The organism is Agrococcus lahaulensis DSM 17612, assembly GCF_000425105.1.
GTDB classification, from domain to species: domain Bacteria; phylum Actinomycetota; class Actinomycetes; order Actinomycetales; family Microbacteriaceae; genus Agrococcus; species Agrococcus lahaulensis.
Genome location: NZ_AULD01000006.1, coordinates 410,408 through 424,044, shown reverse-complemented (window position 1 = coordinate 424,044; position 13,637 = coordinate 410,408). Strand labels below are relative to the sequence as shown.

Here is a 13,637-nt window from a genome sequence, read left to right as displayed (position 1 = left end):
CCGATTCGTGTGGCACACTATCCAGGTTGCTTTCGCGAGCGAGAGCAGCACGGCCCCATCGTATAGCGGCCTAGTACGCCGCCCTCTCACGGCGGTAACGCGGGTTCGAATCCCGCTGGGGTCACACCAGGAGCGCCCCGGTCTCACGACCGGGGCGCTTCGCCGTTCCCGGCCCGACCTCGCAGCCCGCTCACCCCGCGAGCCGGACGGGCGCCGGTCGTCCCTGCGCCATCACGAGCTCGATGACCGACATCGTGCGCGGCCGCTCGTGCATGACATCGGCGTAGCCGAAGCGCAGCCAGCGGCCGCCGGCTGCCGTGATCGCGGTGCCCCGTCTCCGGTCCTTCGCCGCCTGCTTCTCGTTGTCGTGCCACTCGTCGCCGTCGGTCTCCACCCACAGCCAGCCATCGATCAGCAGGTCACCGCGACCGCCGCCCGGTGCGGGCATCTGCGTCTCGACGCGCCATCCGCGGTCGCGGCACGGCACGCGCAGCAGCGACTCGAGCCCCGACTCCGCGCTCGCGTCGAGCTCGCGCCGCCATGGCCGGCACCGGAGCGGCAGCATCCCGAAGAGCCGGTCGAGCCCATCCTCACCGAGGAGCCCCTTGTGCAGCGCGCTGTCGATCGAGGCGATCGCGTCGTCCCGCTCCACCCGCCGGGCATGCTGCGCGAGCGCATCGACGAGGCTCACGCGCCACAGCTTGTCGTCGACCGTGAAGTCGCTCCAGATGCGTTCGCCTTCGAGCACGTTCGGCGGACTGGAGTGCGGGCGGGTGGCGATCTGCACCACGCGCAGCTCCGTCACCCAGACGCCGTAGGAGCGCAGAGCGCTGGCTCCGCCGAGGACCCCGCCGCTCCGAAGCGCTGCTCCGATCGCCGGATTCGCGTCAGGCGTGACGACCCACCACCTGCCGATGGCGACGAGCCGTCCGCTCGCGACCTCAGCTCGGATCGACCGGTACGGATGGCCGAGGGCGTGCAGCGCGGCGCGCGTCGTCGCGCCCTGCGCCGCGAGGACGTCGGCCATGATGCTGCGCATCGACGAAGCGTGCCTGCTCCGACGCCACGGCATGCCGACGCGGCGTCGCGCTGTGGAGAGCGGCGGACGCCGCGGTCGATCCGATGCGACAGTGCATCACGCAGGGAGTCGATGTCACGGAGGGAGTCGACGATCGACTCCCTCCGTGACGGATCTCGAATCGCGACTCCCTGCGTGACGCCTCGCCCGCCTCAGCCCAGGTAGCCGAGCGCCCGCACCTGCTCGCGCTCCTGCTCGAGCTCCGCGACCGAGGCGCGCAGCTGCTCCGCGACCTCCGGCTCGAGCTCGAGGTCGTCGACGATCGACCACTCGCCCTCGGCGGTCGTCACCGGGAACGACGAGACGAGCCCCTCGGGCACGTCGTACTCGCCGCGCGAGATGACCGACATCGACGTCCAGTCATCGGGCGCCGTGCCGAGCATCCACGACCGCACGTGGTCGATCGTCGCCGACGCGGCCGACGCGGCCGACGAGGCGCCGCGCGCCGCGATGACCGCCGCGCCGCGGTTCGCGACCGTCGGCGCGAACTCGTCGCGCACCCACTCGCGCTCGACGAGGTCGGTCGCGAGCGACTCGCCCACGATCGCGTGCGTGAGGTCGGGCACTTGCGTCGTCGAGTGGTTGCCCCACACGATCATGCGCCGGATGCCGGCGACCGGCTCGCCCGTCCGCGCAGCGAGCTGCGCGATCGCGCGGTTGTGGTCGAGCCGCGTGAGCGCCGAGAAGCGCTCGCGCGGGATGTCGGGCGCGGCGGCGGCCGCGATGAGCGCGTTCGTGTTCGCCGGGTTCCCCGTCACGGTGATGCGGATGTCCTGGCTCGCGTGCTCCTGGATCGCGCGTCCCTGCGCGCTGAAGATCGCGCCGTTCGCGGCGAGCAGGTCGGAGCGCTCCATGCCCGGCCCGCGCGGCCGCGCGCCCACGAGCAGCGCGTGGCCGGCGCCCTCGAAGGCGACCGACGCATCCGCCGTCGTGTCGACCGAGTGCAGCAGCGGGAAGGCCGAGTCGTGCAGCTCCATGACGACGCCCTCGAGCGCCGGCAGCGCATCCGGGATCTCGAGGATCCGCAGCCGCACGGGCTGGTCTGGCCCGAGCATGTCGCCCGCGGCGATGCGGAACAGCAGCTGGTAGCCGATCTGGCCTGCGCCGCCCGTGACGGCGACGGTGATGGGAGCGCGCATGCGCCCATCGTGCCGTGCGCTCCCTGGACGTCGCTAGAGCCAGCCCCGCCGCCGGAACGCGAGGTAGAGGCCGCCCGCGAGCAGCACCATGAGCAGCAGCGCGAAGGGGTAGCCGAGACCCCAGTGCAGCTCGGGCAGCGTGCGGAAGTTCATGCCGTAGATGCTGGCGATGAGGGTCGGGGCGAAGAGGATCGCGGCCCACGACGTGACCTTCTTCGTCTGCTCGTTCTGCTCGACCTGCAGCGCCGTGAGCGCGCGCATCTCGTCGTTCTGCCGCTCGGCGACGCGAGCGGACGCGAGCTGCAGCAGCGAGGTGAGCAGCCGTTGCGCGGCCTCGAGCCTGGCAGCCGTCTGCTGCGCGTGGTCGTCGACGTCGCGGAGGTGCCTGCGCAGCTCGTCGGCCTCGCGCTCGGGCTCTCGCGCGAGGCGCGCCGCGAACCGCTCGACGATGCCGCTCACCGGCTCCGCGGCGCGCTCGATCGCCACCACCCGGCGGAGCGCGCGGTACACGTCGACGGTGCCCGGATCGCCCTCCCCGAAGAAGGACTCCTCGATCTCGGCGATGCGCTCCCGCATCGCGTCGGCGAGAGCCGCGTGCTGGTCCGCCGTCTCGTCGAGCAGCGCGTAGAGCACCGTCGCCGGCGAGACCTCGAGCCCGTCGCGGCCCGACCCGAGCCGCTCGCGCACATCGGCGAGCCCCTCGCGGCGATCCCACGAGATCGTCACGACGCAGCGCGGCGCGACGATCGCGTGCACCTCGTGGGCGACGAGCCGCTCGCCGAGCTGCTCGAGCCGATGCAGCACGCAGTAGCTCACGCCGTCGTAGGGCTCGAGCTTCGGGCGCTGCCCGCGCTGCAGCACGTCCTCGATGACGAGCCGGTGCAGCTCGAGCTCCGCCGTCACGGCGAGCAGCTCGGGCTCGTCGGGGTCGACGAGGTCGACCCACGCGAAGCCTCCGCGCTCGGCGGCCGTCTCGAGCACTCGATCGAACGGCACCGCGCCGTCGACGCGCGTGCCCTCGGCCCAGACGGATGCGTCGGCGATGGCCATGCGAGCAATGTACGGCCGCGGCGTGTTCGCCGACAGAGGAGCGGCACCGGCCCCCGCGTAGACTGATCGGATGGCCGATCGCGGTCGCGCAAGTGCTGGGAGGGCAGATGGGCAAGACGCTCGCTGAGAAGGTGTGGGACGACCACGTCGTGGTGAAGGGCGAGGACGGCGCCCCCGACCTCATCTACATCGACCTCCACCTCGTGCACGAGGTGACGAGCCCGCAGGCCTTCGACGGCCTCCGCCAGGCCGGCCGCGGCCTCCGTCGCACCGACCTCACGGTCGCGACCGAGGACCACAACACGCCGACGCTCGACATCGACAAGCCCATCCAGGACCCGACGAGCCGCAAGCAGATCGAGACCCTGCGGCAGAACGCGGCCGAGTTCGGCGTGCGCATCCACTCGCTCGGCGACAAGGAGCAGGGCATCGTGCACCTCGTCGGCCCGCAGCTCGGCCTCACACTCCCGGGCGTGACCGTCGTCTGCGGCGACTCGCACACCTCGACGCACGGCGCGTTCGGCGCGATGGCGTTCGGCATCGGCACGAGCGAGGTCGAGCACGTCATGGCGACGCAGACGCTCCCGCTCAAGCCCTTCAAGACCATGGCGATCAACGTCGAGGGCGAGCTGCGCCCCGGCGTGACGGCGAAGGACATCATCCTCGCGGTCATCGCCAAGATCGGCACCGGCGGCGGCGCCGGCTACGTCTTCGAGTACCGCGGCAGCGCGATCCGCTCGCTCTCGATCGAGGGCCGCATGACGATCTGCAACATGTCGATCGAGGCCGGCGCCCGCGCGGGCATGGTCGCGCCCGATGAGACGACCTTCGCCTACGTGAAGGACAAGCCGCACGCGCCCAAGGGCGCCGACTGGGATGCGGCGCTCGAGTACTGGAAGACGCTCCCGACCGACGACGACGCCGTCTTCGACGCCGAGATCTTCATCGACGCATCCGAGCTCGAGCCCTTCGTCACGTGGGGCACGAACCCCGGCCAGGGCGTCTCGCTCTCGGGCGAGGTGCCGGCGCCCGAGTCGTTCCACGACCCGACCGACCGCGCGGCCGCCGAGCGGGCGCTCGAGTACATGGACCTCAAGCCCGGCACGCGGCTCAAGGACATCGCCGTCGACACCGTCTTCATCGGCTCGTGCACGAACTCGCGCATGGAGGACCTCACGGCGGCGGCCGAGATCATCCGCGGTCGGAAGAAGGCGGATGGGGTGCGCGTGCTGGTCGTGCCGGGCTCGGCACGGGTGCGGCTCGAGGCCGAGGCCGCCGGGCTCGACAAGGTCTTCACGGACTTCGGCGCCGAGTGGCGCTTCGCCGGCTGCTCGATGTGCCTCGGCATGAATCCTGACCAGCTCGCACCGGGGGAGCGCTGCGCGTCGACCTCGAACCGCAACTTCGAGGGCCGGCAGGGCAAGGGCGGTCGCACGCACCTCGTCTCGCCGCTCGTCGCCGCGGCGACCGCGATCCGCGGCACGCTCTCGAGCCCGTGGGACCTGGAGGCCGCCGAGGCGGAGCTCGTGAAGGACGGAGTCGCCTGATGGAGAAGATCAGCACGCTGACGGGCCCGATCGTGCCGCTCGAGCGCTCGAACGTCGACACCGACCAGATCATCCCCGCCGTGTTCCTCAAGCGGGTCACGAAGACCGGCTACGACGACGCGCTCTTCCACTCGTGGCGGCAGGATCCCGCGTTCGTGCTCAACCAGGAGCCCTACCGGCACGGCGGCATCCTCGTCGTCGGCAACGACTTCGGCACCGGCTCGAGCCGCGAGCACGCCGTGTGGGCCCTCCGCGACTTCGGCATCACCGCCGTGCTCGGGCCGCGCTTCGGCGAGATCTTCCGCGGCAACGCCGGCAAGCAGGGCCTGCTCGTCGGCAAGATCACGGAGGAGGCGACGGAGGCCCTGTGGGCCGTCGCGCGCGCGAACCCGGGCGAGCCCGTGACGGTCGACCTCGAGGCTCGCACCGCGACCGCAGCCGGTGTCAGCCATCCCTTCGAGATCGATGACTACACTCGCTGGCGCCTGCTCGAGGGCCTCGACGACATCGCGCTCACCCTGCGCGACGAAGCCGCGATCTCCGCGTTCGAGGCCAAGCGTCCGTCGTGGATGCCCACGACGCAGGATCGGACGCCCCAGGCACGAACGCAAGGAGCCTCGTGAACCTCACCGAGTTCAGCAAGAGCGCCGGAGCCGCCGTCGGCATGAACGTCGACCGCATCACCGTGCGGGGCGGCAAGCCGCTCCAGGGCCGCATCCAGATGAAGGGCGCGAAGAACCTCGTCACGAAGGCGATGGTCGCGGCGCTGCTCGGCGAGTCGCCGAGCGAGCTGCGCAGCGTGCCCGAGATCAGCGACGTGCGCGTCGTGCAGGGCCTGCTCGAGCTCCACGGCGTGACGGTCGAGCGCGACGGCGACACGCTGCGGCTCGACCCGGCGAACGTGCGCACGGCGCACGAGACGTCGATCAACGCGCACGCGGGCTCCTCGCGCATCCCGATCCTGTTCTGCGGCCCGCTGCTGCACCAGCTCGGCGAGGCGTTCATCCCCGACCTCGGCGGCTGCCACATCGGCGACCGGCCGATCGACTACCACCTCGAGGTGCTCCGCAACTTCGGCGCCGTCGTCGAGAAGCTGCCGAGCGGCATCCGCATGTCGGCCCCCAACGGGCTGCACGGCGCGAAGATCCACCTGCCCTACCCCTCGGTCGGCGCGACCGAGCAGGTGCTGCTCGGCGCCGTGCGCGCGAAGGGCCGCACCGAGCTCACGGGCGCCGCGGTCGAGCCCGAGATCATGGACCTCATCGCGATCCTGCAGAAGATGGGCGCCGAGATCCAGGTCGACACCGACCGCACGATCCGCATCGAGGGCGTCGACAAGCTCGTCGGCTACCGCCACACGGCGCTCTTCGACCGCAACGAGGCAGCCTCGTGGGCGTGCGCGGCGCTCGCGACCGGCGGCGACGTCTTCCTCGAGGGCGCGCGCCAGCCCGAGATGACGACCTTCCTCAACGTCTTCCGCAAGGCGGGCGGCGCCTTCGAGATCGAGGACGACGGCATCCGCTTCTGGCACCCCGGCGGCGACCTCAAGCCCGTCGTCGTCGAGACCGACGTGCACCCCGGCTTCATGACCGATTGGCAGCAGCCGCTCGTCGTGGCGCTCGCGAAGGCCAACGGCATCTCGATCGTGCACGAGACCGTCTACGAGCAGCGCTTCGGCTTCACCGAGGCGCTCGTCGAGATGGGCGCGCGCATCCAGATCCACACCGATTGCCTCGGCAGCCACGCGTGCCGCTTCGGGCAGCGCAACTACGAGCACTCCGCCGTCATCGCGGGCCCCGTCGAGCTGCACGGCGCGGATGTCGTGGTGCCCGACCTGCGCGGCGGCTTCAGCCACCTCGTGGCCGCGCTGACCGCCGAGGGCACGAGCCGCATCTCGAACGTCGGGATCATCGCCCGGGGCTACGAGCGCTTCATCGAGAAGCTCGAGACCCTCGGCGCGGACTTCGACGTGGAGGGCTGATGGCGCTGCCCGGCCGCCCGCCGAAGCCGGAGCGCACGTCCGTCTACGTCGGGATCGCCGCCGCGGTCATCCCGGCGATGACCGCGATGGCGAAGCTCCGCATCCGCGGGCACGAGCACCTGCCCGCGCGCGGCGCGTTCGTGCTCTCGCCCAACCACTACAGCGAGATCGACCCGATCGTCATGGCGATGGCGGTGTGGAAGGCCGGCCGCGTGCCGCGCTTCATGGCGAAGGCGAGCCTGTTCAGGATCCCCGTCGTCGGCGCGATCCTGCGCGCCGCGGGCCAGATCCCGGTCGACCGCGCGGGCCGATCGGCCCAGTCGGCGCCGATGGAGGCCGCCCGCACGCTCGTGCGCGACGAGCTCGGCGTCATCATCTACCCCGAGGGCTCGCTCACGCGCGAGCCCGACCTGTGGCCCATGCGCGGCAAGACCGGCGCCGTGCGCATGGCGCTCGAGGCGGGCGTGCCGCTCATCCCCGCCGCGCACTGGGGCACGCAGCACCTCATGCCGCGCTACGGCAAGGCGATCCGCCCGTTCCCGCGGAAGACGATCGACATCCTCTTCGGCCCGCCCGTCGACCTCTCCGACTTCGAGGGCAAGACCGACCAGGCCTCGATGACCGCCGCGACCGACCGCGTCATGGGCGCGATCGCCGGTCTGCTCGGCGAGCTGCGCGGCGAGGAGCCGCCCGCCGTGCGCTACGACCCCGCCCACTACGGGCAGGCCGAGACGGGCCGCTTCGAGCCGGGCACGCAGGGGCCGGATGCGTCGGCCGGCGACGCGCGGGACGAGGACGGGCGCGCGGATGGCTGACGTCGCGGTGCTCGGCGCGGGGAGCTGGGGCACGACGTTCGCGAAGGCGCTCGCCGACGGCGGCACCGACACGGTGCTGTGGGCGAGGCGGCCCGAGGCGGCGCGCGAGATCGACGAGTCGCGCCGCAACACGCGCTACCTGCCGGGCATCACGCTCCCGGCGACCCTGCACGCGACGAGCGACATCCGCGCGGCACTCGAGGGCGCATCCCAGGTCTACCTCGCCGTGCCGAGCCAGCAGCTGCGCGAGCTGCTGCGCGAGCACGGCGGCGCGATCGGGCCCGACGCGCCCATCGTGAGCCTCATCAAGGGGGTCGAGGCGGGCTCGCGGCTGCGCATGAGCGAGGTGATCGCCGAGGAGCTCGCGATCGACGCCGGCCGCATCGCGGTCGTGTCGGGCCCGAACCTCGCGCTCGAGATCGCCCAGGAGCACCCGACTGCCGCGGTCGTCTCGTCGTCGAGCCCCGAGACGGCGCGCGAGGTCGCCAAGCGCGCCCGCAACGACTACTTCCACTCCTTCATCAACACCGACGTCGTCGGCACCGAGTTCGGCGGCGTGCTGAAGAACCTCGTCGCGCTCGCGATCGGCATCGTCGACGGCGTCGGCTACGGCGAGAACACGAAGGCGTCGATCATCACGCGCGGCCTCGCCGAGGTGACCGACTTCGCGGTCGCCCACGGCGCCGAGCGCGAGACGATGAGCGGGCTCGCGGGCCTCGGCGACCTCATCGCGACGTGCGGGTCGCCGCTCTCGCGCAACTTCACGGCCGGCCGGCTGCTCGGCATGGGCTACTCGCGCACCGACGTCGTCGCCCGCATGGAGCAGGTCGCCGAGGGCCTCGCCTCGGTCGAGCCGGTCGCGCAGCTCGCGGCCGCGGCGGGCGTGCGCATGCCGATCCTCGAGCAGGTGCGGCTCGTGCTCGACGGCGAGATGGACCCGCGCGACATCGCACCGCATCTGACGACCGACGACGAGCCGATCCAGGAGTGACCGTGGCCGAGGGGAAGACGCGCGTCGCGCTGCTGTTCGGAGGTCGCTCGAGCGAGCACCTCATCTCGTGCGCGACCGCCGGGAGCGTGCTCGCGCACATCGACCGCGACCGCTACGACGTCGTGCCGATCGGCATCGCGCGCGACGGCCGCTTCGTGCTGCAGGCCGACGACCCGGCGCCGCTCGCGCTCGAGCGCTCGCCCGAGGTCGTCGGCGGCGACGCCGTGCTCATGCCGACCACGAGCGACTCGCGCACGCTCACCGCGGTCGACGCAGCGGGCGCGATCCGCGAGCTCGGCGACGTCGACGTCGTCTTCCCCATCCTGCACGGGCGCTTCGGCGAGGACGGCACCGTGCAGGGCATGCTCGACCTCATCGACATCCCCTACGTGGGCAACGGCGTGCTCTCGAGCGCCGTCGCGATGGACAAGCACTTCGCCAAGACGGTGCTCGAGCACGTCGGCATCGCCGTCGCGCCGTGGATGACCGTCTCGCGCGGCGAGTGGCGACGCGACGCGGAGGGCGTGCGCGCGCGCCTCGCCGACTTCCCGCTCCCGGTGTTCGTCAAGCCGGCCCGCGCCGGCTCGTCGGTCGGCGTCACGCGCGTCGACGCGCCCGCCGATCTCGATCGCGCGATGGAGCTCGCGCTCGCCGAGGACTCGCGCGCGCTCGTCGAGGTGGGGATCGCGGGCCGCGAGATCGAGGTCGGCGTGCTCGGCGGCCGCGACGGCGCGCGGCCGCGCGCCTCGCTGCCCGGCGAGATCGTGCTCGACGAGGGCACGTACTACGACTTCGACGCGAAGTACCGCGGCACCCCGACCGCGCGCACCGAGTGCCCGGCCGACCTCGATGACGCGACGGTGCGCGAGCTGCAGGAGACGGCCGTCCGCGCCTTCGAGGCGATCGAGGGCGCGGGCCTCGCGCGCGTCGACTTCTTCCTCTCGCCCGAGCACGGCATCGTCGTGAACGAGATCAACACGATGCCCGGCTTCACCTCCATCTCGATGTTCCCCGTCGTGTGGCAGGCGAGCGGCATCGCCTACACCGACCTCATCACCGAGCTCATCGAGCTCGGGCTCGGGGAGGAGCGGTAGCCGGCCCGCTGCTCACGGTCGGCCACGGCCGGCTCGACGGCGACGGCCTGCGCTCGCTCCTGACGGGCGCGGGCGTCGAGCTCGTCGTCGACATCCGGCGCTTCCCCGGCAGCCGCACGAACCCCGCCGCCGCTCGCGACGCCATCGAGGGCGAGCTCGCGGCGGGCGGCATCGCGTGGCGCTGGGAGGAGCGGCTCGGCGGCCGGCGCCGGCTGACGGCCGAGCAGGACGCCGCCTCACCCGACGGCTGGTGGCGCGTCGACGCGTTCCGCGCCTACGCCGCCTGGACGCGGACGCCCGAGTTCGAGGCCGGCATGGCGTCGGTGCTCGAGGATGCGTCGGCGCGGCGCACGGCGGTCATGTGCTCGGAGGCGGTGTGGTGGCGATGCCATCGGCGGGTGGTCGCCGACGTCGCGGCGCGGCTGCACGGCGTGCCGGTCGAGCACCTCATGCACGACGGCTCGCTGCGGCCGCACGAGCCGAGCGAGACCGCGACCGTCAGGGACGGGGCGCTGCAGTGGCCGCCGGTGCCGGGCGCCGGCTGAGCGCGCGATCGGGCAGCCGCGTGAGTGCGACGCCGACGAGGCACACGAGCCCGCCGATGAGCGCGAGCGGCGGCGGCACCTCGCCCAGCAGCGGCCACGCCGCGGCGGTCGCGAGCACGGGCACGAGGTAGGTCGTCGTGATGAGCCTGCCCGCGGGCATCCGGCCCAGCGCGTACGCCCACGCGAGGAACGCGATCGCGGTCGGCACGACGCCGAGGTAGGCGACGCCCGCGATCTCGGCCGCCGTCGCGGCGCCGACCTGGGCGACGAGCGGCCCGGCCCACGGCAGGCTGCCGACCGTGCCGATCGCCACGCCGATGAAGGTCATCTGCAGGCCCGGCAGGCGGCGCAGCAGCGGCTTCTGCAGCAGCACCGCGATCGCGTAGGTCACGGCGGCGAGCAGCGCGAGCAGCACGCCGGTGACGCTCAGCGCACCGGTCGCGGTCGCGGCGCCGATGAGCGCGACGCCGCCGAACGCGACGAGCGCGCCGACCATGAGCCAGCGCGGGAAGCCCTCGCCGAGCAGCCCGCCCGCGACGAGCGCGACGATGAGCGGTGCGACGTTCACGAGCAGCGCCGCGGTGCCGGCGTCGAGCTCGTGCTCCGCGGCGTTGAGGGCGAGGTTGTAGATGAGGAACCACGAGAGGCCGAAGGCGCCCAGCAGCAGCCACTCGCGCCGCGTGGGGCGCACCCAGCCGCCGCGCGCGAGCTGCACGCCGCCGAGCACGACCGCGGCGACCGCGAGCCGTCCGAGCGTGAGCGAGCCCGGGTCGAAGGCGCCCGCGAGCGCGCGGATGACGAGGAACGCGGAGGCCCACGCGAGGAGCGGCACGACGACCGCGCCGATGACGAGCAGTCGGTCGCGCGCCGGGAGGGTCATGCGGCGAGCCTAGGCGCGGCCGCCCGCGCCGACGAGCGGCGACCCTGCCGAGCTCCGTCGAGATCCCGCCAGCGCTTCAGAGCAGCACGTGCGTCGGCTCGAGCAGCCAGTGGTCGACCCCGCCGCGCAGCCAGTCGCGCAGCATCGCGTTGAAGCGCTTCGCGTGGTCGAGGTTCCAGATGTGGCGCATGCCCGGCGCGGTGCGCGTCTCGGCGTGCGGCGCGACCTCGAGCAGGGCGTCGAGCGACTGGGCCATCACGGGAGGGTCGAACTCTCCCGCGACCAGCAGCATCCGCCCCCGGTAGCGCTCGAGCCCCTCCGGCATCGCGCCGGCCCAGATCTCGTCGAGCATCGCGCGCGCGGTCGCGCGGCGCACCGAGAGCCCGTGCTCGACGAAGCGGCCGACGCCCTCGGGCGAGAGGCCGAGGCTGCTCGCCTGCGCGCGCCAGAGCGCGCGGCGGTTCCACAGCAGCAGCTGCAGCGCCGAGGCCGTGCGCGCGACGCCGATCACCGGCAGCACCGCGGTGCCGCTCGTGAGCACCGACGCGGCGAGCTGCGGGTGCCGCGCCGCGAGGTGCAGCGCGAGCACGCCCCCGAGCGAGACGCCGACGACGTCGACCGCGCCCTCCGCGCCGAGATCGCGGATGCGTCGGGCGACGTCGTCCGCCGCGGCCGCGAGCCCCGGCCACTCCTCGTCGACGCGCGGCCCGAACCCGGGGAGGTGCGGCGTGAGGGCGAGGCGATCGCGCACCGCCGGCAGCTGCGGCTCCCACATCCAGTTCCCGGCGCTCCCGGCGTGCAGGAGCACGACCGGCCGGTGGGTGCTCGCGACCGACGGCCGGTGGGCTTCGGGGAAGGCGGTCATTGCCAGGGTGCTCCGGGTGCCGAGCCGGCGGCGCCCGGCGGGGCGGAGCGGATCGGGGTTCGCGCGCCGAGACGTCGCGCGGATCGGGGGACAGGGTGGGTCGAGTCGACCATCCCGGCCCCCGCGATGTCAACTCGGGCGCCCCGCCGCACCGCGAGCGCGAGCGGATCGACCCCCGGTCAGGTGCCGCTGGGCGCGTCGGGGTCGAAGCCCTCCGCCGGGCTCTCCTCGATGCTCTCGCCGATCGCCGGGTCGGGCTCGCTCGTGTGCGTCTGCCCTGTGTCGATGCCCTCGTCGACGACCGCCTCGTCGGGCGAGTGGCTCGAGCGCTGCGCCGGGTCGACCTGCTCGCCGGGGGCGTCGGACCGCTGCTCGTCGTGCATGGTGCTCTCCTCATCCGCGGCGTCGCTGGCCGCTCGAGGCCGACGCTACGCGCCGAGGCTGGGGGAGCGCCGAGCCGGGCGGGTGGGCACCGCCCGGCTCAGCGAGCCCTCAGACCGCGACGGCGGTGCGGGCCGTCGCGGCGCGCGAGCCGCGGGCGGCCTCGATGCGCGCCGCGGCGAGCGCCTCGGCGGCGGCGAGCGGCGTGGTGCCGCGCTCGCGCGCGCTCGCCATGACGCCGCGCACCGTGTCGGCGATGCCCGTCAGCCGCTCGGCGATCGTGGGCCACTCCTGGCCGTGGGCCATGCCCTCGAGGTGGATGACACCGCCCGCGTTCACGACGAAGTCGGGCGCGTAGACGATGCCGCGCTCCTGCAGCCGCTCGGCGCCCGAGCGGTCGGCGAGCGGGTTGTTGGCGGGGCCGACGACCGCCCGCACGGGCAGCGCGTCGATCGCCTCGTCGGTGAGGATGCCCCCGAGGCCCGCGGGCACGAGCACGTCGGCGGGGGTGGAGAGCGCCATCTCCGGCGCGATCCAGCGGGCGCCGAGCTCGTCGGCGAGCTGGCGCTTGCGCTCGTCGATGTCGGTGACGATGAGCTCCGCGCCGTGGCCCGCGAGCATGCGCGCGAGGCGGCCGCCGACCTGGCCGAGGCCCGAGATGACGAACGAGCGGCCCTCGATCTGCTCCGAGCCGAACGCCTCGCCGAGCGTGGGCGCGATCGCCGAGAAGACGCCGAGCGCGGTCGCCCCGGCGGGCTCGCCGGCGCCACCGCTCTCCGCGGGCAGGCCGACGACGTGCTCCGTGCGCTCGCGGACGACGAGCATGTCGTGCTCGGTCGTGCCGACGTCCTCGGCGGTGCGGTAGCGGCCCTCGAGCGCCTCCACGAGGTCGCCGAGGTCGAGCAGCGCGGCGCGGCGGCGGTCGGGGTCGAGCGCCTCGCCCATCGGCAGGGCGATGACCGACTTGCCGCCGCCCGCGTCGAGGCTGGCTGCGGCGTTCTTGAGCGTCATCGCCGCCGAGAGTCGGAGGGCGTCGGCCTGGCCGTCGGCCCAGGTCGGGTAGCTCCACATGCGGCACCCGCCGAGGGCGGGTCCGAGTGCGCTCGAGTGGAGTGCGACGGTGATGACGAGTCCGCTGCGGGCGCCCATGGAGGTCAGGACGCGCTCGTGCGAGAACTCAGGGATTGCGCTCATGGCGGCTCTCCTCATTGAGTGCCGGCGCCGGCTTCGGCGCCGTGGGTCGGGGCCGCGGATCGCGCGGCTTGCCACCA

13 protein-coding genes, 1 tRNA gene and 1 pseudogene are annotated in these 13,637 nt (G+C 73.4%); 8 read left to right on the top strand and 7 right to left on the bottom strand.

Annotation, left to right across the window (positions count from 1 at the left end):
- Positions 1 to 51: 51 nt before the first annotated feature.
- A tRNA-Glu gene (locus H508_RS0106820) sits at positions 52 to 124 on the top strand.
- A 66-nt stretch (positions 125 to 190) separates the two neighbouring features.
- Here the strand turns inward: H508_RS0106820 and H508_RS0106815 are convergent.
- The 3 genes from H508_RS0106815 to H508_RS0106805 form a co-directional block, all read right to left on the bottom strand.
- Positions 191 to 1,039 carry an endonuclease domain-containing protein gene (locus tag H508_RS0106815; RefSeq protein WP_021010072.1) on the bottom strand — a complete coding sequence of 283 codons (849 nt, stop codon included), beginning with the start codon at positions 1,037 to 1,039 and terminating at the stop codon, positions 191 to 193.
- 191 nt (positions 1,040 to 1,230) lie between these two features.
- The gene (locus H508_RS0106810) at positions 1,231 to 2,217 is read right to left on the bottom strand and encodes a malate dehydrogenase (RefSeq protein WP_021010073.1); all 987 of its coding nucleotides are present in this window, start codon (positions 2,215 to 2,217) and stop codon (positions 1,231 to 1,233) included.
- A 33-nt stretch (positions 2,218 to 2,250) separates the two neighbouring features.
- Positions 2,251 to 3,267, bottom strand: coding sequence for a magnesium and cobalt transport protein CorA (locus tag H508_RS0106805; protein WP_026373505.1), 1,017 nt, complete (start codon positions 3,265 to 3,267; stop codon positions 2,251 to 2,253).
- A gap of 107 nt (positions 3,268 to 3,374) precedes the next feature.
- Here H508_RS0106805 and leuC point away from each other — a divergent pair, with 107 nt between their 5' ends.
- The 7 genes and pseudogenes from leuC to H508_RS15045 all read left to right on the top strand — a co-directional run bounded on the left by leuC (position 3,375) and on the right by H508_RS15045 (position 10,240).
- Entirely contained in the window at positions 3,375 to 4,814 is a 1,440-nt protein-coding gene (gene leuC / locus H508_RS0106800) for a 3-isopropylmalate dehydratase large subunit (RefSeq protein WP_026373504.1), read from the top strand.
- Entirely contained in the window at positions 4,814 to 5,437 is a 624-nt protein-coding gene (gene leuD / locus H508_RS0106795; RefSeq protein WP_021010076.1) for a 3-isopropylmalate dehydratase small subunit, read from the top strand. Before leuC ends, leuD begins: the two co-directional genes overlap by 1 nt.
- Before the next feature lie 41 nt (positions 5,438 to 5,478).
- On the top strand, positions 5,479 to 6,795 hold the full coding sequence (gene murA, locus H508_RS0106790; RefSeq protein ID WP_026373503.1) for a UDP-N-acetylglucosamine 1-carboxyvinyltransferase: 1,317 nt from the start codon (positions 5,479 to 5,481) through the stop codon (positions 6,793 to 6,795).
- Positions 6,795 to 7,610, top strand: a complete 816-nt coding sequence (locus tag H508_RS15055) for a lysophospholipid acyltransferase family protein (RefSeq protein ID WP_084155175.1) — start codon at positions 6,795 to 6,797, stop codon at positions 7,608 to 7,610. The genes murA and H508_RS15055 overlap by 1 nt, the downstream gene beginning before the upstream one ends.
- Positions 7,561 to 8,707 (top strand): annotated as a pseudogene (locus H508_RS17390) (NAD(P)H-dependent glycerol-3-phosphate dehydrogenase); the annotation flags it as partial. The gene H508_RS15055 and the pseudogene H508_RS17390, both read left to right, overlap by 50 nt.
- Entirely contained in the window at positions 8,604 to 9,695 is a 1,092-nt protein-coding gene (locus H508_RS17385; RefSeq protein WP_035254210.1) for a D-alanine--D-alanine ligase family protein, read from the top strand. The pseudogene H508_RS17390 and the gene H508_RS17385, both read left to right, overlap by 104 nt.
- On the top strand, positions 9,620 to 10,240 hold the full coding sequence (locus tag H508_RS15045) for a DUF488 domain-containing protein (RefSeq protein WP_211220847.1): 621 nt from the start codon (positions 9,620 to 9,622) through the stop codon (positions 10,238 to 10,240). The genes H508_RS17385 and H508_RS15045 overlap by 76 nt, the downstream gene beginning before the upstream one ends.
- On the opposite strand, the gene H508_RS15040 is transcribed toward H508_RS15045, so the two are convergent.
- The 4 genes from H508_RS15040 to H508_RS0106750 form a co-directional block, all read right to left on the bottom strand.
- A complete protein-coding gene (locus H508_RS15040; protein WP_084155174.1) occupies positions 10,194 to 11,120 on the bottom strand; it encodes a DMT family transporter in 927 nt (308 codons plus the stop codon). The genes H508_RS15045 and H508_RS15040 overlap by 47 nt on opposite strands.
- A gap of 76 nt (positions 11,121 to 11,196) precedes the next feature.
- Positions 11,197 to 11,985 carry an alpha/beta fold hydrolase gene (locus H508_RS0106760; protein WP_021064943.1) on the bottom strand — a complete coding sequence of 263 codons (789 nt, stop codon included), beginning with the start codon at positions 11,983 to 11,985 and terminating at the stop codon, positions 11,197 to 11,199.
- A 179-nt stretch (positions 11,986 to 12,164) separates the two neighbouring features.
- Positions 12,165 to 12,368, bottom strand: a complete 204-nt coding sequence (locus H508_RS0106755) for a hypothetical protein (protein ID WP_021010082.1) — start codon at positions 12,366 to 12,368, stop codon at positions 12,165 to 12,167.
- Between the two features lie 109 nt (positions 12,369 to 12,477).
- Positions 12,478 to 13,560 (bottom strand): Glu/Leu/Phe/Val dehydrogenase dimerization domain-containing protein, encoded by a 1,083-nt coding sequence (locus H508_RS0106750; RefSeq protein ID WP_035254208.1) that lies wholly within the window; start codon positions 13,558 to 13,560, stop codon positions 12,478 to 12,480.
- Positions 13,561 to 13,637: the final 77 nt, after the last annotated feature.